Source organism: Janthinobacterium sp. BJB446 (assembly GCF_002735655.1).
Taxonomy (GTDB): Bacteria; Pseudomonadota; Gammaproteobacteria; order Burkholderiales; family Burkholderiaceae_D; genus Janthinobacterium; species Janthinobacterium lividum.
Window position 1 is genome coordinate 472,555 of the sequence record NZ_PDZK01000003.1, and the last position, 18,641, is coordinate 491,195.

Sequence of the window (18,641 nt, forward strand, 5' to 3'; positions counted from 1 at the left end):
CTGGCAAATGCATTGCCAGGGCCGTTAGAAATCAATATTAGCCAGCGATAACGGCTTTGACCTTGGCCACGACGTTCTCGACCGTGAAGCCGAAGTGCTTGAACAGCACGCCAGCCGGAGCCGATTCGCCAAACGTGTCGATACCGACCACGGCGCCTTCCAGGCCCACGTATTTGTACCAGAAGCTGGTCACGCCCGCTTCGATGGCCACGCGCGGCACGCCTTTCGTCAGCACGCTGGCCTTGTAGGCGGCGTCCTGACGATCATACACGTCGGTCGACGGCATCGACACCACGCGCACGTTGATGCCTTCGGCTGCCAGCGCGCTGGCGGCGGCGACAGCCAGTTCCACTTCGGAACCGGTGGCGATCAGGATCGCCTTGGCATCGGCCACGTCGTTCAGCACATAGCCGCCGCGGTAGATGTTGTCGATCTGTTCGGCGCTACGCTCCTGGTACGGCAGGTTCTGGCGCGAGAAGATCAGGGTCGACGGGCCATCCTTGCGGCGCACGGCGGCGCCCCAGGCAGCGGCCGACTCGACGGTGTCGCATGGACGCCAGTTGTCCAGGTTCGGGATCAGGCGCATCGACGAGACGTGCTCGACCGATTGGTGCGTCGGGCCGTCTTCGCCCAGGCCGATCGAATCGTGGGTGAACACGAAGATCGAACGCAGCTTCATCAGGGCAGCCATGCGCAGGGCATTGCGGCTGTAGTCGGAGAACGTCAGGAACGTGGCGCCGAACGGGATGTAGCCGCCGTGCAAGGTGATGCCGTTCATGATGGCGCTCATGCCGAATTCGCGCACGCCGTAGTTGATATGGTTGCCCGGCTGGCCCGAACGCACGGCCACGCACTCTTTCCAGTTGGTCAGGTTCGAACCGGTCAGGTCGGCCGAACCGCCGAGGAATTCCGGCAGGGACGAAGCCAGGGCCTGGATGGCGTTCTGGCTGGCCTTGCGGGTGGCGATGTTTTCTTTTTTCTCGACGCAGGAAGCGATGGCGGCCGACAGCGCCGTTTCAAACGCGGCTGGCAACTCGCCCTGCATGCGGCGCGACAATTCTGCGGCTTGCTGCGGGAATTCACGGCTGTAGGCGGCAAAGCGCTCGTTCCAGTCCGCTTCCAGCAAGGCGCCTTGTTTCTTGGCATCCCAGGCCGCGTACACGTCGGCCGGCATCTCAAATGGCGCGGCATCCCAGCCGATGTATTCGCGTACGGCAGCGATTTCCTTGTCGCCCAGCGCGGCGCCGTGGACCTTGTCGCCGCCTTGCAGGTTCGGCGAACCCTTGCCGATGATGGTCTTGCAGCAGATCAGGGTTGGCTTCGATGCGGTCTTGGCGGCGGCGATGGCGGCAGCCACGGCGGCAACATCGTGGCCATCGACGGCGCGGATGACGTTCCAGCCGTACGCTTCGAAGCGGGCCGGGGTGTCGTCCGTGAACCAGCCTTCGACTTTGCCGTCGATGGAAATGCCGTTGTCATCGTACAGGGCGATCAGCTTGTTCAAGCCCAGGGTGCCGGCCAGCGCGCACACTTCGTGCGAAATACCTTCCATCAGGCAACCGTCGCCAACGAAAGCATAAGTGTAGTGGTTGACGATGTCGTAGCCAGGCTTGTTGAATTCAGCAGCCAGCAATTGCTCCGACAGGGCCATGCCGACGGCGTTGGCGATGCCCTGGCCCAGCGGGCCGGTAGTCGTCTCGATGCCTGGCGTGATATCGACTTCCGGGTGGCCCGGGGTTTTCGAATGCATCTGGCGGAAAGCCTTGATGTCATCCATCGACAGGTCGTAACCGGTCAGGTGCAGCAGCGCGTAATGCAGCATCGAGCCGTGGCCGTTCGACAACAGGAAACGGTCGCGGTTCTGCCATTTTGGATTCGCGGGATTGTGGCGATAGTGACCACTCCACAGAGCAACTGCGATCTCGGCCATGCCCATCGGCATGCCTGGATGGCCGGAGTTGGCCTTTTGTACAGCGTCCATTGCCAGTGCGCGGATCGCATTGGCCATTTTGGTAGTCGGGAGCGTAGTTGTCATGATGGTGTGGGTCAGTCGCGAGTTTGGGATTCGTTTGCAACAGCACGGACAGGGAAGCCGGCTGCTTTCTGTGGTCAAGTATTTTACCAGACTGGGGGGCCGCAAATTAGAATTGCGGCGTACTGGCCAGCCAAATGGCTATACTTTGACGTCTTTCCACCCCACATATACCCCCGTTGAGGATTTGCATGCCGCGTTTTTTCTGCCCCCAGCCGCTCGTTGCCGGCACCACCATCGCCCTGCCGGAGGCTGTCGCCCACCATATCCAGGTCGTGCGCCTGGCACCGGGCGATGTCATCACCCTGTTCAATGGCGAAGGCGGCGAAGTGCAAGCGAGCCTGGTGACGGTTGCCAAGCGCAGCGTGACGGCTGAAATCCAGACGCACATAGCCCGCGAAGCGGAGCTGCCGTATGCCGTGACCCTGGCGCAGGCGCTGCCGGAAGCATCCAAAATGGACTGGATCATCGAAAAAGCCATCGAACTGGGCGCGGCGGGCATCGTGCCGCTGTCGGCCCAGCGCTGCGTCGTGCGCTTGTCAAGCGAACGGGCCGAAAAAAAACTCGCGCATTGGCAAGGCATTATCGTTTCCGCTTCGGAACAATGCGGGCGCAACCGCCTGGCGCAGCTGGCACCGCTGCAGGATTTCAATAGCTGGAGCAGCCAGAAAGATTTACATAAACGCATCATTTTGACGCCGCGCGCGGAGCAGTCCCTGGCCGACTGGGCCCGCCACCAGCCGCCGCAAGCCATCACCGTGATGGTAGGACCGGAAGGCGGGTTTTCGGAGGCGGAAGAAAAGGCGGCCCTGGCCGCCGGCGCCATCGGCCTGGCCATGGGCCCGCGCATCCTGCGCACGGAAACGGCGGGCCTGACGGCGCTGGCCACGCTGAGTGCCTTGTGGGGCGGGATGTAAGCAGTCAAGACTGGACGAGCAGGCAAAAAAAACCCCGCTAGCTTGCGCTAGCGGGGTTTTTCTTTTCCCCTCTTGCCGTGAGACACGGCAAGGGGTGAAAAACAAGTCAATTAAAACTTGTAGTTGTACTCGGCGGTCAGACGCACGGAACGCGGTGCGGTGTAGCTGATAACGCGGCCGTAGGTTGGGCTGACGTTCAACGAGCTGTCCACGTTGTACGTTTCGTCCAGGGTCTGCACGGTTTGCTTGTTGAGTACGTTAAATACGTCAACTTTCAATGCCAGACCTTTCACCAGTTGCGGACGGTAGGACAGATTCATGTCCAGACGCGTATCCCACGGCAGGGTGCCTTTCGAGCCGCGTGGTGAAGCAGCACCATCGCAGTAGAAGTAGACCGAACCATAGTCCACTTCGCCAGGAACGTTAGGGTTCCAGCCGAAGCAGTTCTTCGGACGACCCGAAGCCAGCAAGGCGTTCGCGCCGACAGTCCACTCAGGGTTCAGTTCATAGAAACCGAAGGCCTTGATTTGGTGCTCGCGGTTGTTTGGCAGCAAGCCGTTGGCATTCACCATCAACTCCGGATTATCCCAGGTCGACGTTGCGGCAACGTCGGTTTGGGCATTGTCCGAACGGGTTTGACCTTCGGTATTACCTTTGCTGCGCGACCACGTGTAGTTCACACGGCCATACCAGCCATCACGCATCGGATGCTCAGCAAACAGATCGATTGCCGTGTACGTACGTTTCGCTTCGTCAAAGCCCAGCTGTGCTTTGGTCAGGTGAACTTTCGTGTAGTTGCTGCGGGTACCAGCATAGTCGACCAGGAAGGTGTTGTCTTTACCTGGGTTAAACGATGCACACGAAAAACCGGAGTAGTTCGACGTATCGATATTGTTATCAACAGCGTAAGCGTCGATCAAACGGGTATCGCAGTAGTCATCGATGGTGGCTTTCAATTGGCGATAAGTCACTTTCGCGCCAAAGTTCAGGCTAGGCGAAAACGCTTTTTCGAAACCGATGGTCAACTCATCCTGATACGTTGCCTTGATATCCTGAGCAACAACGGTTTTTGGATCCTTGTACTGACCCAATTCGTTGTTGACCGAGTAAACCGGTGCCAGCGATTGCAGGCCCGTCGGCTGACCGTAAGCGTCGGTACCCGTGTAGGTGTAGCCTTCACGTGTCAGTGTCGAACGGCTGCCACCGCGAACGGCAAGGTGGGTCGGGATTTGCAGAGCATAACGGCCAGCGCTACCGTACACTTTCAACGAGGCATCACCGTTGACGTCCCATGCCGCGGCAAAGCGTGGCGAGATCATGTTCTTCACTTCCAGGAAGGTATCACCGTCGCCGTTGACGTTTTTAAAGCCTTCGTTACGAATGCCCAAGGTCAGCAACAGGTCCTTCGTGGTTTGCCAGCGGTCTTCCAGGTATTGTGCGCTTTGCTCGGAACGAGCATCCGTCACGCTGGAGAACAGGCGCTTGCTGACCCAGTAACCCTGGGAAGCCAGCAGACCAGGATTGTTCGAGGTCTTCACGGTGCTACCACCCAACTGCAGCGGCACAGTACCGTCACCAACACCGTTTTTACGGGTTTGGCCATACACCCAGATACCGCCGCCGCCATAGATGTCACCGACGTTGGTCGAGGTCAGCTTGTTGTCATCCAAACCGCCACGGATGGTGTGGTTGCCAATCTTGTATTCCAGATCCAGACGGGTAGACTTGATTTTGCTGGCCGAGTCGTTAGCGGAAACAGCACCGTTCAAGGTTTGCGGGCTGCTGTAGTTCAAGCCAGGCGCGCGGACATTGCTGGCGGCGCTGATCTGGAACAGATCCGCAGGTGCGGTACCGATCGGATCATAAACAGCCGAGTTCGGCGTTTTGCTTTGACCGTACAGGGCATTGACCGTCAAGTTTTCAGTCAGGTTACCCGTGTAGCGAATAATTTGCGTTTCTGCACCAACCGATGGCGAGAAGTCTTCGCTGTTCTTGTAGTGCTGCGATGCGGTCTTGGCAAGACGACGGCTGTTCGTGTAGTCGTAGCCATACAATTGACGGTCGGTCTTGGCTTCGTCGCCCAGCAACGTCATTTCCAGACGGTGATCATCCGTGATATTCCAGTCAAACTTCGCCATGTAGCGGTCGATCTTGTGCTGGTTCGACTGCCAGCCAGTGGTGGCGTTCGATGCCGAGGTACGGGTACCCAGCGCGGCGTCGGTATCGAGACTGCGCGATTCAAACGCGGCAAACATGAACAGTTTGTCTTTGATGATCGGGCCACCCACATAGGCGCCATACGTCTTTTCCGAGCGCGAGCTGTCGTTGCGGCGCAGGTACAGCGTGTTGTCGGTCGCGGCGTTCGACGTCGCGCCCGTATTCGGGTAGTAATAGTCTTTTGGCGTCGAGCGCAAACCGTTAGGCTCGATGGCAACCTGGGCACCGAATTCCCAGTTGTTGGTACCGCTCTTCGTCGTGACGTTGACCACGCCGCCAACCGAACGGCCAAACTCGGCGCCGAAGCCGCCGGTCAGGATCTGTGCCTGGGCGATCGCGCCGAATGGCAGTTCCGATGCGCCCAATTGGGTCAGCGGATTGGTAACTGGGAAACCATTGATGTAATACGCATTTTCCGAAGCGCCGCCGCCGCCGAACGATGCGCCGGCAGAGTAACGGGAGTCAGCACGGGTCGTGTTAGGCGCCAGCTGAATGATCGCGGCAACGTTTTGCGCGATAGGCAATTTTGCCAGTTCTTTGGCGGTAAACGTCGCGCCATTGTTCGAGCTCGAAACGTCGATGCGACTACGACGACCGGTAACCTGCACTGCCTGTACCGCGCTGCTGGCGAACGATGCATCAACGCCTTGACCCACGATAACATCGGTTTCGACGGTGTTGACGGTCTTGCCGTCGCGCACCAAGTCAATCTTGTAATGGCCTGGAGCCATGCCCGACGCAAAATAGCGACCCTCGGCATCGACCGTCACGGTACGTTTGGTACCAGTACCGATATTTTGCAAGACAACGGAAGCGCCAGCGGCTGCGCCATCGACCGTACCGTAAATATTACCGGCAGCGTTAGATTGCGCCATTGCGACAGGAACGACAGCTGCAGTCACCGCAGTCGCACTAAATGCAATCGCCAATGCACGCACTAAGACAGTTTTTCTAAACATGTGATTTCCTAATTATAGTTAAGCTTTTCTCGTGGATCAGCTTGGATAGAATGCATACAACAAATCACGGTCAATATTATTTTAAGTCCCGATTTTCCCCACTCCGTCATTTTATGACAGGTCATATAGTCCTATAGCCGGTCCCCTAGCTAGCTGACTAGACAACATATGGAAACATATGCAAACCTTAACTGTCAACAAACAGTACAGAATGGTGCGCAGAAACAACACACCTGCACAAAAAAGGTCAGAAAAAATAAACACACCCAAAAATGGTGCGGCAATGCACAATTTTGATGCGTGGAAAAGGCATAAAAATGCATATGCAAATACGTTTTTAGCGCGCTGCCAGCTCTTGCATGTATGAAAAAAGGGAGGAGTGCGGCCGCAGGAAGCGGTTATGTGCGAGTGCGCAAATAGAGACCCGCTGCCCGCCACGCACCGCCCAAAACCTCACGAATAGGGGGTGCGCTGACGGGGATCGAACGAAATATGCAGCCGCTATCAGATGGCTAAACGTTTCTGCTCTGGAGTAGGATTCAAAATAAATTAATTATCATTTAAATAATTATTTCTTTTTATATGCAATACGCTTCATCTCTTGCAGGTTGCGCAAGTTTCTCTCTTCCTGATCATTATCATTTTCCAATTTCACCAACTGGGCTTTATGTTGTGCATTGCTGTTATAAACAAATTCTTCAGTATCTTTTTTCCAGCGAACATTATCGGCAATGATTTCATCCGCGACCTTCTGGCTGTCATTTGCTATTTTTTTATACGTCTCAGAAATCAGTACATCTGCCTTGACAAATTCCTCATTGCTCATCAGCTTAAGGATATCTGGCGGAATAGTATTTGTTATTGGCATCGCCGCATTCAAATTCTTTACGAAACGCCCATAACAATCCACCCATGCATTAACGGCGGAATTCACCGAAGTAATTTCAGTATTTTTAGTAGACACCTTGGGAATTACTGGATGGGTACAATTAAATTTGCCATAGGCGACATTGGCACCGTCAAAGTTGGTAGTGTAGTAAGCGATGTCGGTTTTGCGTGCGCTCCGTTGTTGCACCAGATCCAGTGATGCGGCCGCTTCCGGGTTGCCGCCGGCAGCAGCCTGCTTGAGCCAGTACGTCGCCTGCGCTACGTCCTCTGTCGTGCCTTCACCAAAACCGTACATTTCACCCAGCTGCAATTGCGCGGCACTGTTACCCTGCTTGGCCAATTTCGTGAACTTCTGGAACGCAGTTGAAAAATCCTTGGCTTCCCACGACTTCTGAGCATCGGCAAGGTCATCTGCATGTACAGCCCCGAATGCCATCATTAAGCAAAAGCTGAGTGTGATTTTTTTCATCTTGACGTCCACTAGAAAGTTGATTGGAATAAAAGAATTTTCTGCTGGCAGGTTCGTTGCTCGTACGGAAGCAGTAGCAGTTCCCAGAAGGCAAATACAGCCCGACGAGTGCTTTAATCGTAGCTCAGAAATACGGGTTCCGCAATTAATAAGTTTGGCAAAAGGATCACATTTTTACGGCACTGTTAAATAAAAAAGACAAGCAAACCGTCACACCTCGTTAACTATTTATATTGTTTACACACAACCGAGCCATCCATGGCAAATCGACGAAGACGTAGCCGTCATGCAACGTCCGCCCCACATACCCGCCAGCCATCATTGACATGCTCTGCAAATAGCAGCGCTAGGGGTAAAATAGCGCCTGGACTGCGCTCTTCCCTCCCTGGCAAAACCTTCTCATCGCAAGTTATGGTTGGCAAGGAGCAACAGCTTGCCAGGCAGTCTTTGCGTGCTTTATTCATGGGGCCTAGATAGCCCCCAACCTTGGACCCATCATTATGTTGCGACTCAACGAAGTAAAACTCCCCCTCGAACACGACGAAGCGGCCCTGCCCGCCGCCATCCTGGCGCGCCTGGGCATAGCCGCCGCCGATTTGCTCGGCTTTACCGTCTTCAAACGCAGCTATGACGCGCGCAAGCGCAGCGCCGTGGTGCTGATTTACTCGCTGCACGTTGAAGTCAGGAACGAGGCCGCCGTGCTGGCGCGCCTGCAGCACGATGTGCACCTGATGCCCGCGCCCGACACCGACTACAAATTCGTCGCCGGCGGCGAACAGCTGGCCGGCCATACCAATGAACCGCGCCCCATCGTCATCGGCACGGGCCCCTGCGGCCTGTTCGTGGCGCTGATCCTGGCGCAGATGGGCTTGCGCCCCCTCATCCTGGAGCGGGGCAAGCAGGTGCGCGAACGCACGGTCGACACCTTCGGTTTCTGGCGCAAGCGCGAACTGAACCCGGAATCGAACGTGCAGTTCGGCGAAGGCGGCGCCGGCACCTTCTCGGACGGCAAGCTGTACAGCCAGATCAAGGACCCCAAGCACTACGGCCGCAAGGTCTTGACGGAATTCGTGAAGGCGGGCGCGCCTGAAGAAATCATGTACGTGAGCAAACCGCACATCGGCACCTTCCGCCTGGTCAAGATGGTGGAAGAAATGCGCGCCAATATCGAACGGCTGGGCGGCGAATACCGCTTCAGCAGCAAAGTGGTCGATCTCGACATCGTGCCAGGCAGCGATGGCGGCCAGGTGCGTGGCGTGGTGCTGGACAATGGCGAAACCATCGCCAGCAACCACGTCGTGCTGGCCATCGGCCACAGCGCGCGCGACACCTTCGAGATGCTGCACCGCCGCGGCGTGTACATCGAAGCGAAACCGTTTTCGATCGGCTTCCGCGTGGAACACCCGCAATCCCTGATCGACAGCTGCCGCTTCGGACCCAGCGCGGGCCACCCGATCCTGGGCGCGGCCGACTACAAGCTCGTGCACCACGCCAGCAATGGCCGCTCCGTCTACAGCTTCTGCATGTGCCCGGGCGGCACGGTGGTGGCGGCCGCGTCGGAACCGGGGCGCCTGGTGACGAACGGCATGAGCCAGTATTCGCGCAACGAGCGCAACGCCAACAGCGCCATCGTGGTCGGCATCACGCCGGCCGACTACCCGGGCGACCCGCTGGCCGGCATCGCCCTGCAACGCGAACTGGAAGAGCGCGCGTTTGCCCTGGGAGGCAGCAACTACGATGCGCCAGGGCAATTGGTCGGCGACTTCGTCGCAGGCCGCGCCTCGACCGAATTTGGCAGCGTGGTGCCATCGTACAAGCCGGCCGTACACTTGACGGACCTGGCGCCATCGCTGCCAGAATACGCGATCACGGCCCTGCGCGAAGCATTTCCTGCGTTCAACAAACAGATCAAGGGCTATTACAAGGCCGACGCCGTGCTGACGGGCGTGGAAACGCGCACCTCTTCGCCGATCCGCATCAAGCGCCGCGACGACGACCTGCAAAGCCTGAATACACGGGGACTGTTCCCCGCGGGCGAAGGCGCCGGCTATGCGGGCGGCATCCTGTCGGCGGCCGTCGACGGCATCAAGGTGGCTGAAGCGGTGGCCCTGTCGATGGCGGCACGCGGCTAAGCACGCTGTCCCCGCCCTGCAGCGTGACGAAAAAAAAACCGGCACCATGTGCCGGTTTTTTTACGCCTGCGCGCTGCTTAAAACTTGTACGAGGCATTCAGGTAGCCAGTGCGGCCGCGCGGATCGTAGTAGCGGTCGTCATAGCCGAATTGCTGGCCGCGGTTCGCGCCGGACGTCGATGGCACGAATGGCGGGCTCTTGTCGGTCAGGTTCAGCACGCCTGCGGTGAGGACCCAGCTCTTGCTGGGCGTCCATACCGTTTGCCAGTCGAGCGTCGAATAGAAGCCCACTTTCATGCGGATCTTTTCCTGGCCCGTCACTGCGCCCGAAGCGTCAAGCACGTCGACCGACGTTTCCTGGTCCTTGTAGCCGGACAGGAAGTTGACCGTCAGCGAATTGGCCCAGTTGCCCGTTTTCAGGGTATTCGTCCATTGGCCGCGCGTGCGGAAAGTCACCGTGCCCAGATCGGCGAAGTTGCCCAGCGCCGAATAATATTGGCCATCGCGTTCCAGCTGCACATCCTCGCGCAGCATCTGCGTCGCGTTCAGCTGCGACGTGAACAGGCCGATGCCGGAGCGGTAACGGGCGCTGACGTCGATATCGACACCGGTGGCAAACGATTTACCGAGGTTCTGGTTATCCGCCAGGAAGGCCAGGTAGGTCGTCCCTGTGCCCACGTCCTTGTTGACGCCCCAGGATTTCGGGAAGTTGGCCGGATTGGCGAATACCAGCTGTTCCGTCAGCTGGCCGAAGGAATCGCGGATCTGCACATGCCACAGGTCGGCGCCCAGGGTGATGGCGCTGATCGGCTCGTAACGGAAACCGATGGTCGCCTGTTTCGATTTCTCGGGCTGCAAGTCGCGGTTGCCACCGGCCAGCTGATCGTACTGGCGATTGCCTGGCTGGCATTGTGCATTCAGACGCGTGGCGATGGCTTGCAAGGCTGGCGAGCACGTGTACTTGTCGCTGGTGACACCATAGCCGCGCTGCAAGGCATTCACTTGCGGCACGGTCGGCGCATGGAAGCCATTACCGACCGAACCGCGGATCAGCAAGGTGGGCGCCGGCGTCCACTTGAAGCTGGCCTTGGCCGTGGTGGCGCCGCCGAAGTCCGAGAAGTCATCGAAACGCAAGGCCGCGCCCAGTTCCAGTTCTTTCAGCACAGGTGCGATAACTTCGCCAAAGATGCCCTTCGAGGTGCGGCTGGCGCTGTATGGCTGGCTGCTGGCCGCGTCGCCGAAACGCTGGTCGCATTCCAGGCCCGTCGTGCCGCCGCACAAGGTGCCTTTTACGGGATCGGCCAGGATGCCTTGCGCAAACGGGCTCGGCTTGGCCGAGAATTCCTCGCGGTTGATGTTGGCGCCCACGCCCAACATCATGGCGCCGCCAGCCAGACGCCGTACTTCCGTCGATCCATTCAAATTGATGGTTTGCAAGCGCGAGGTGCCGCCATCCCAGTAACCGGAGAAGGTGGCGCTTTTGATGGCTTCCTGCGCCGCAGTGGACTGCTTGCCCGGGCCGACGAAGGGGTCGAGCAAGCCGCTTGACGTGAGATTATTGACGGCGATGGCGCCAGGATAGCCGGAAATACTGCCTTTTACGCGGCTTTCCGAGAAGTTGTACGAGGCGTTGTAATCCCAGCCGGCAGCGACGCCGCGCGTACCTACCACCACGCTGGCGAAGTCAGCCGTATCCTTCGAGGTACGCTGGCCCATGTCGAACAGCCGGTAAAAAGCCGTGCTGTCACCAGTAATACCGATTGGCAATAAATACTTGTCATGCAGGGGCGTGCCGGCATCCACGGCGATGGCGCCAGGGACGGGCGCGATACGCGAGGTTTGTTTGGTGCGCGACAGCAGCACGTCCGCAAACACTTCGTGGCCGGCAATCTTGAACGTGCCCGAGGCCATGAAGTTGTCACGCTTGCGCTCCGGATAGATTTCCAGATCCTTGGTGAAATCGTAGCCGCAGTAGTCATCGACCAGGCCGCTGCCATCGTTATACGGTTCGATCACGCGGAACGTCTTCTCGGGACAGGATCCGTTGCTCTTCTGGAAAGGACTGATCAACTGGCCATTGTCATCGGTGGCATTGGCCGGAATCGGGCTGGCCGAGAATTGCTGCTTCTGATAGCGCTTGCCGTTGGCCGAGAATTGCACCTTGCCCGTGCTGGCGAACTTGCGGTCGACGGAAGCGAGCTTGTCGCGCTCGTCGTGGCCAAAGGTCAGCACTACATTGTAGCCATCGTCTTCCAGGTTGCCAAAGCCCTTGGTGGCGCTGATGCGTTTCTCGCGCGCACCGTTTTTTGGTGCGGAATAGCCGATGGACACATCGCCTTCTGTCGTGTCGTGCTTGGTAATGAAGTTGACCACGCCGGCAATGGCGTCGGCGCCGTACAGCGCGGAGGCGCCGTCGGTCAGCAGTTCGACGCGCTGAATGGCTGAAATGGGAATCGAATTCAAATCGAAACCGGCGGCAAAACCGGTCAGCGTCTGGCCGCCGAACTGGGCCAGGCGCTTGCCGTTCAGCAAGACGAGCGTACGCGTCTCACCCACGTTATGCACGGAAATGCCGGAGAAACCAAAGGTGCTGCCGCCCACCGAGGAACTTTCGCTGGTGGCGCCCTGGGCGGAAGAGAGTTTCTTGACCAGATCGGTGACCGAGGTGGCGCCCGAGGTGCGGATGGCTTCAGCGGTCAGGACGGTGACCGGCAAGGCGCCTTCGGCGGCGATGCGCTTGATCGACGAGCCCGTGACTTCCACGCGCTGGATCTGCGTATCGGCCCCTTGCGCATCCTGCGCGATCGCCGACTGTGACGCAACGGACAGCGCCGCTGCCACGCCGCCGGCGCAAACGATGCGCACGGCATGGGAGATGACGGTTTCTTTAAGCATGGTGACCCCTTTTCATTGTACGTTATACAAGCAACGGATCTGGTATCCGCACTGCAGTCGTTCACTTCAAGGCACTCTTGCACCGCACATTTTTCAGGTCCCGGCCCCAGCAGGGAGCTCCACGTATTTGCGCGGAAAAAGACACTAGACAACTGAAAGTTAACTTGGAAACTACATAGAATCACAATGCCAATCTTGGTGTCAACAGAACTCAGCACGTGTATGGCGTGCATACAACATTGTGAAAACAAAGGAGGATGGATCACGCAGGCCACCTGGAGGTGGCGCAAACGCAGGCCTGGTCAGCTGCCTAGCCGGCCAGCGGTAGCCTGATCTGTATATGGCAGCCGGGAGTGCTGTCGATGGCGCACACCTGGCCGCCCAGCTGCTGCACGATCGTGTAGACGATGTGCATGCCCAGGCCGGAGCCGCCCTGGCCCCGCTTGGTGGTGAAAAACGGTTCGAACATATGCTCGCGCACGGCCGGCGCCAGGCCGATGCCGTCGTCGGAAAAATCCAGCAGCAGCCAGCGCGCAGCCGCGTCAGTGTCATCCGCCTCGATGCGCGCGCGTATCGTGATGCGCCCCGGCCCGCCCTGCGGATAGCCATGGCGGGCGCTATTCATCAGCAGGTTCGAGAGGATTTGCGACAGTTTGCCGGCCGCCAGGCGCACCTGGCAATCGGGGGCGATATCGAGTTCCACGCCCAGCGCCGCCTTGCGCAATTCCGGACTGTGCGCCGATACCAGGCCGTGCACATAGTCGTGCAGCGCCAGGTCGGCCACGTATTCGCTGACCTGGTCCACTGCAAGCTGCTTGAAATTGCCGATCAGGTCGGCAGCGCGCGCCAGGTTGCGCTCGACCAGGGCGGCCGCGCCTTTCAAGGATTCGGCAATGTCGATCAGTTCGGCGCGGCTGACCTTGGCGCCGCCCAGCAGCTGCACCAGCTGGTCGGCATAGCTGCCCATGCTCGACGCCGCCGTCAGCGCCACGCCGATGGGCGTGTTGACTTCATGCGACACGCCGGCCACCAGCGAACCGAGCGCCGCCATCTGTTCCTGCTCGATCAGGTTCGCTTGCGCCGCCAGCAGCGACTCGGTGCGCACGCGCACGATTTCTTCCAGCTGCTGGGTGCGCTCCTGGTGCTGCAGCTCGGCTGCGCCGCGCGCCGAGAAGATCGACAGCAGCAGCAGCGCCAGCAAGCGCTTGTTTTCATCGATGGGCCGCGTGTCGATGGCCGACAGGATGCCCAGGGTCTTGCCATCGGTATCGATCAGCGGCATGCCGACATAGCTTTCCGCCCGCATGTCGACGAGGAGACTATCGAATGGAAAGCGACGCTGGATGTCGCTGCCATGAAAACACATGCTCTGGCAAGTCACGTCCTGGCAAGGCGTGTGCTGCAGGCTGTATTCGATATTCGGCTGGTAGCCATCGCCGCCCCACAGGGCGAGGGTGCGGATGCCTTCGCTGCCGTCGTCCAGGCGCACCAGCCGCCCAGCGATCACATAGTGCACGTCGAGCGCTTCGGCCAGGTCCTTGACGAGGATGCGCAGGAAGTCATCGCCACGGGCATGCGCCGTCGAGGCGGTAATCGAGCGCAGCGCAGCTTCCGCCAAGGTGCGCCGCTGCTCGGCATCGAACAGGGGTTCTTGCGAATTCACATCAAACAACGGAATACTCATGAATGCTCCTGCGCAGCACCGGAAGCGCAGGCACACTTGCCGGCGCGGCGACTCTCAGCCATGGCCCGCCCCAGCGGACCTGCCGCGATTGTACCCCTGGCTATTGTTTAATAATACAGATACACAGGAATTTTTTATAGCCAGCCGGAACGCTTGAACAAGTAATACATATAACCGCAGACACAGCTCATCACTGCCACGGCGGCCGGGTAGCCATAATGCCAGTCCAGCTCCGGCATGAACTTGAAGTTCATGCCCCAGATACCGGCAAACGCCGTGAACACGGCGAAAATAGCGGCCCAGGCCGCCAATTGCTTGTTCACTTCGCTCTCGTCGATGGCCACCATCGACAGATTCACCTGGATCGCCGTGCTGATCGTGTCGCGGATCGTGTCGAGCGTGCCGTTGATGCGCGCCAGATGGTCATGCACGTCACGGAAATACTCCTGGGTATCGTGGCACAGCGGCGGCACGCGGCCGCCATGCAGCTTGCCCACCGCTTCCATCAGAGGCGCCACCACGTGGCGCAAGACCATGACCTTGCGCTTCAATTGATACAGGCGTTCGATATTGTCGCGCTCGGTGCCACGGTCGAAGATGCGGTCCTCGATCAATTCCAGCTCCGATTCCAGCGCGTCGAGCACGGGAAAGTAACGGTCGACGACGGCGTCCATCAGCGCGTACAGCACAAAGGCGGAGCCCTGGCGCAGCAGGTGCGGTTCACGCTCGGCGCGCGCACGAACGCCAAGGAACCCTTGCGAGCTGTTGCTGCGCGACGAAAGCACGTAATTGGCGCCCACGAAAATGTCGACTTCGCCCAACACCAGTTCGTTCTCGACCATTTCCACGGTTTTCACGACGGCAAACAGGGAATCGCCATATTCCTCGATCTTCGGGCGCTGGTGACCCCGTTGCGCGTCTTCCACCGCCAGTTCGTGCAGGCAAAACTCGTGCTGCATCTGTTTCAGCTCGTCCGGCGTAGCGTCGAGCAGGGCTACCCAGACGAAGCAATCGGGGCGCTCGACGTAGTCGCTGATGTCGTCGATCGGCAAGTCGGCCAGTTTTTTGCCATCCTGGTAGGCCACGCAGTTTATGAGCATGCTATTCCACAGTTCAAGTTAACACCGGACGAAACAGTCCGGCAGGCGCCAGCTTACCTTATCGCCTGCTGTGGGTGTTGTGGCGTGCAAGGAACACCGCAAGAAAAAGCGGACGGGGGAGCCCCCGTCCGGCAAGACGTCAATCGTCCTTGGCGCCGTCGATGCCCAGTTCGGATATCTTGCGGGTGATGGTGTTGCGGCCGATGCCCAGGCGCACGGCGGCGTCGTTCTTGCGCCCGTGCGTATGCTTGAGCGCCGTCTTGATCAGGGCCGACTCGAACTGGCGTCCCAGCACGGCCATGACTTCCTGCTGCCCCGCGCCCAGCATGCCGGCCGCCTGCAATTCCAGTAAACCGATCCAGCCCGGCGGCGCGCCGTTGGCGGGCGCGGCCGCCTCGAAGACCTGGCCGCCATGCGGATGAGCCACGGCCGCCGGCGCAGCTTCGCCCGCCGCCGCGGTGGCCGCGCCATCGCCCTGCCCCTGCGTCAATTCCAGCGGCAAGTCCTTGATTTCCACCGTCTGGCCCGGCGCCATGACGGTGATCCAGTTACACAGGTTTTCCAGCTGGCGCACATTGCCGGGCAAATCCAGGCTGCTGAGGAACTGCATCGTCGGCTCGCTCATGCGCTTGGCTTCCACGCCCAGCTGGCGCGCGCTTTGCACCAGGAAGTGGCGCACCAGGATGGGGATATCCTCGCGCCGCTCCCTCAAACTGGGCAGGCGCAGGCGGATCACGTTCAGGCGGTGATACAAGTCTTCGCGGAACAGGCCGTCGCGCACGCGCTGCTCGAGATTCTGGTGCGTGGCCGTAATGACGCGCACGTTCGCCTTCATGGGCTGATGGCCGCCGACGCGGTAGAAATGGCCGTCGGACAGCACGCGCAGCAAGCGCGTCTGCAGGTCGAACGGCATGTCGCCGATTTCGTCGAGGAACAAAGTGCCGTTCTCGGCTTGCTCGAAGCGGCCCCGGCGCGTCGTTTGCGCGCCCGTAAATGCACCGCGTTCGTGGCCGAACAGTTCGGACTCCAGCAAATCCTTCGGGATCGCCGCCGTGTTCAGGGCAATGAACGGCTGCGCCGCGCGTGGGCTGTGCTTGTGCAGCGCGCGCGCCACGAGTTCCTTGCCGGAACCGGATTCGCCCGTGATCAGCACGGTCACATTCGATTGCGACAGGCGGCCGATGGCGCGGAAGACTTCCTGCATGGCCGGCGCCTGGCCGAGGATTTCCGGCGTTTCCGACGGGCCCGACTCGACGCTGGTCTCGCGCAGGCTTTCTTCCAGCGCGCGGCGGATCAGCTCGACGGCCTTGTCGATATCGAAGGGTTTCGCCAGGTATTCGAAGGCGCCGCCCTGGAAGGCTGCGACGGCCGAATCGAGGTCGGAAAAGGCCGTGATGATGATGACCGGCAAGCCGGGAAAGCGCGACTTGACCGTCTGCAGCAATTCCAGGCCGGATGCGCCCGGCATGCGGATATCGGACACGAGCACTTGCGGTGTGTCAAATTCCAGTGCGGCGATGGCGTCGCGCGCATTGGCAAAACTCTTGGTGGCGAGATTTTCCCGCGCCAGGGCTTTTTCCAGCACCCAGCGGATTGATTCGTCGTCGTCAACTATCCAGATTGGCTTCATTAGTGTGTGCGTCCCGCAATGGATTTCATGGGTGGGATACCTCCTCGCTTATGGCAAGGGTAGAACGATCCTGAAATCGGTGTATCCAGGCCGGCTTTCGCACTCGATCACGCCCAGGTGCTGTTGCACGAAGGTTTGCGCCAAGGTCAGTCCCAACCCGCTGCCGCCTTCCCTGCCCGACACCAGCGGGTAGAAAATCCGGTCGCGGATCTGGGGTGCGATGCCCGGTCCATTGTCAATGATATGCAAGTCTAATGCCAGGCCGTAACGGACCTTGGCCAGGGTCACCTGGCGCGCCACGCGCGTCTTGAAAATCAGCTCCGCATCGCCCGCCTCGATGCGCTCGGCCAGGGCTTGCGCCGCGTTGTGCGCGATGTTGAGCACGGTTTGTATCAATTGTTCCTTGTCGCCGCGAAACTCGGGGATCGAGGCATCGTAATCGCGCGAAATAGTCAAGCCACTGGGAAATTCGGCCAGGATCAGGCTGCGCACGCGCTCGCACACTTCGTGGATATTCACGTCGCCCACGATATGCGGGCGGCGGTGCGGCGCCAGCAGGCGGTCGACCAGGGTTTGCAGGCGGTCCGCTTCCTTGATGATGACTTGCGTGTATTCGCGCAGCTCGCTCAGGTGCAGGGCCGGCAATTCCAGCTCCAGCAGCTGGGCCGCGCCGCGGATGCCGCCCAGCGGGTTCTTGATTTCATGCGCCAGGTTGCGGATCAGCTCCTTGTTGACCTGGCTCTGGTCGAGGATGCGCTCCTCGCGGTCGAGCTTTAGCTGCTGCACGTTTTCGCGCAGCTCGATCAGCACGCCGTCGCGCGGCGCGTCGAGCGCGCTGATGATGCTGTGCACGCGCAGCGGTTCGCGCCCCAGGCGTTCCAGGCTCAGGTCCTGCCGCAAGTCGGAAAATTTATGTTCGAGCGCCTGCGCGCAAATACCGGACAGCTCGTCGGGATTGAGGAACAGCGCCGTCAGCTTTTGCCGCGACAGGGCTTTCAATGAGCTTTCCAGCAGGTTTTCGGCCGCCGCGTTGGCATAGCTGATGCGGCCGTCGCCGTCGAGCAGGATCACGGCTGAAGCGAGCAAATCAAGGCCGGCCAGGTGGGCGGGACGGCTGGAATGGTTGTCTGGTGTCATGTGCTTTACCGAATATTCGCGATCTCGCGTTTCAGGGCCTCGACGTTCTGCTGTGTTCGGCTAATGTTGTCCTTCAATTGCACCACCCGTTCCTGATATTTCGCATAGTTGCGCTCATTGCCCTGGCGCTCGGGCTGGCCGGCGTTGAATTCCAGGCGCTGGGCCGCCAGTTTCAGTTCTTCGCTGCGCAATTCGTCCTGCAGGATCTGGCGCCGGTCCAGGTCGCGCGCGCGCTGCTCGGCGCCATCGACCTTGGGAAACGCGCCGGCGGCAGGCGCCGCGGTGGCCGCCGCCTGCATGGCGGGCCGGGCAGGCGCGCCGGCCAGCGGCGCCGTCTTGCGTGGCGGCTCCGTCATGGCGCCCGGTAAATCGAGCAGCTGGCAATGCGCGCCAGCCCGCTTGTCCGTGTACGTCTTGTGTCCTTGCGCATCGGCGCACACATACAGCTGCCCGTGCGCCTGTGCCGCCGCGCCCAGCAATCCTGCCATCAGCGCCATTCTGTAATGCTTGGTCAATCTTCACTCCTGTCGGCACATGCCGCATCGTTCCTGGGCCGACTATACAACACCGCACGATCACCGC

General features: G+C 59.7%; 12 protein-coding genes. 3 read left to right on the top strand and 9 right to left on the bottom strand.

From position 1 onward, the window contains the following. Positions 1-37: 37 nt before the first annotated feature. Complete coding sequence (tkt, locus tag CSQ92_RS21470) at positions 38-2,035, bottom strand: transketolase (RefSeq protein ID WP_070280969.1); 1,998 nt, start codon at positions 2,033-2,035, stop codon at positions 38-40. Between the two features lie 188 nt (positions 2,036-2,223). Here tkt and CSQ92_RS21475 point away from each other — a divergent pair, with 188 nt between their 5' ends. Further along, positions 2,224-2,949, top strand: a complete 726-nt coding sequence (locus tag CSQ92_RS21475) for a 16S rRNA (uracil(1498)-N(3))-methyltransferase (RefSeq protein ID WP_099395323.1) — start codon at positions 2,224-2,226, stop codon at positions 2,947-2,949. A gap of 110 nt (positions 2,950-3,059) precedes the next feature. On the opposite strand, the gene CSQ92_RS21480 is transcribed toward CSQ92_RS21475, so the two are convergent. Beyond that, complete coding sequence (locus CSQ92_RS21480; protein WP_070260036.1) at positions 3,060-6,125, bottom strand: TonB-dependent receptor; 3,066 nt, start codon at positions 6,123-6,125, stop codon at positions 3,060-3,062. Positions 6,126-6,303: 178 nt separating this feature from the next. Between CSQ92_RS21480 and CSQ92_RS28895 the strand changes: the two genes are divergently transcribed. Then, positions 6,304-6,492, top strand: coding sequence for a hypothetical protein (locus tag CSQ92_RS28895; RefSeq protein WP_143450415.1), 189 nt, complete (start codon positions 6,304-6,306; stop codon positions 6,490-6,492). Positions 6,493-6,693: 201 nt separating this feature from the next. Here the strand turns inward: CSQ92_RS28895 and CSQ92_RS21485 are convergent, their stop codons facing one another. Continuing rightward, positions 6,694-7,482, bottom strand: coding sequence for a tetratricopeptide repeat protein (locus tag CSQ92_RS21485; RefSeq protein ID WP_143450416.1), 789 nt, complete (start codon positions 7,480-7,482; stop codon positions 6,694-6,696). A gap of 500 nt (positions 7,483-7,982) precedes the next feature. Between CSQ92_RS21485 and CSQ92_RS21490 the strand changes: the two genes are divergently transcribed. Continuing rightward, on the top strand, positions 7,983-9,614 hold the full coding sequence (locus CSQ92_RS21490) for an NAD(P)/FAD-dependent oxidoreductase (RefSeq protein ID WP_099395325.1): 1,632 nt from the start codon (positions 7,983-7,985) through the stop codon (positions 9,612-9,614). Positions 9,615-9,691: 77 nt separating this feature from the next. Here CSQ92_RS21490 and CSQ92_RS21495 read toward each other — a convergent pair whose 3' ends face one another. From CSQ92_RS21495 to CSQ92_RS21520, 6 genes are all read right to left on the bottom strand, one after another. After that, positions 9,692-12,508: a TonB-dependent receptor plug domain-containing protein gene (locus CSQ92_RS21495; RefSeq protein WP_070260042.1), complete on the bottom strand. Its 2,817-nt coding sequence runs from the start codon at positions 12,506-12,508 to the stop codon at positions 9,692-9,694. Between the two features lie 310 nt (positions 12,509-12,818). Continuing rightward, on the bottom strand, positions 12,819-14,192 hold the full coding sequence (locus tag CSQ92_RS21500; RefSeq protein WP_092611818.1) for a GAF domain-containing sensor histidine kinase: 1,374 nt from the start codon (positions 14,190-14,192) through the stop codon (positions 12,819-12,821). Between the two features lie 134 nt (positions 14,193-14,326). Next, entirely contained in the window at positions 14,327-15,292 is a 966-nt protein-coding gene (gene corA / locus CSQ92_RS21505) for a magnesium/cobalt transporter CorA (RefSeq protein ID WP_034760218.1), read from the bottom strand. A gap of 139 nt (positions 15,293-15,431) precedes the next feature. Further along, positions 15,432-16,922, bottom strand: coding sequence for a nitrogen regulation protein NR(I) (ntrC, locus tag CSQ92_RS21510; RefSeq protein WP_034782485.1), 1,491 nt, complete (start codon positions 16,920-16,922; stop codon positions 15,432-15,434). Positions 16,923-16,970: 48 nt separating this feature from the next. Continuing rightward, entirely contained in the window at positions 16,971-18,059 is a 1,089-nt protein-coding gene (gene glnL / locus CSQ92_RS21515) for a nitrogen regulation protein NR(II) (RefSeq protein ID WP_034782484.1), read from the bottom strand. Positions 18,060-18,064: 5 nt separating this feature from the next. Next, the gene (locus CSQ92_RS21520; RefSeq protein ID WP_306532435.1) at positions 18,065-18,574 is read right to left on the bottom strand and encodes a DUF4124 domain-containing protein; all 510 of its coding nucleotides are present in this window, start codon (positions 18,572-18,574) and stop codon (positions 18,065-18,067) included. Positions 18,575-18,641: the final 67 nt, after the last annotated feature.

Bases quoted from the DNA above. Each gene is read 5' to 3' on its own strand.
- tkt (WP_070280969.1), bottom strand. From the start codon at position 2,035: ATGACAACTACGCTCCCGACTACCAAAATGGCCAATGCGATCCGCGCA.
- CSQ92_RS21475 (WP_099395323.1), top strand. From the start codon at position 2,224: ATGCCGCGTTTTTTCTGCCCCCAGCCGCTCGTTGCCGGCACCACCATC.
- CSQ92_RS21480 (WP_070260036.1), bottom strand. From the start codon at position 6,125: ATGTTTAGAAAAACTGTCTTAGTGCGTGCATTGGCGATTGCATTTAGT.
- CSQ92_RS28895 (WP_143450415.1), top strand. From the start codon at position 6,304: ATGCAAACCTTAACTGTCAACAAACAGTACAGAATGGTGCGCAGAAAC.
- CSQ92_RS21485 (WP_143450416.1), bottom strand. From the start codon at position 7,482: ATGAAAAAAATCACACTCAGCTTTTGCTTAATGATGGCATTCGGGGCT.
- CSQ92_RS21490 (WP_099395325.1), top strand. From the start codon at position 7,983: ATGTTGCGACTCAACGAAGTAAAACTCCCCCTCGAACACGACGAAGCG.
- CSQ92_RS21495 (WP_070260042.1), bottom strand. From the start codon at position 12,508: ATGCTTAAAGAAACCGTCATCTCCCATGCCGTGCGCATCGTTTGCGCC.
- CSQ92_RS21500 (WP_092611818.1), bottom strand. From the start codon at position 14,192: ATGAGTATTCCGTTGTTTGATGTGAATTCGCAAGAACCCCTGTTCGAT.
- corA (WP_034760218.1), bottom strand. From the start codon at position 15,292: ATGCTCATAAACTGCGTGGCCTACCAGGATGGCAAAAAACTGGCCGAC.
- ntrC (WP_034782485.1), bottom strand. From the start codon at position 16,922: ATGAAGCCAATCTGGATAGTTGACGACGACGAATCAATCCGCTGGGTG.
- glnL (WP_034782484.1), bottom strand. From the start codon at position 18,059: ATGACACCAGACAACCATTCCAGCCGTCCCGCCCACCTGGCCGGCCTT.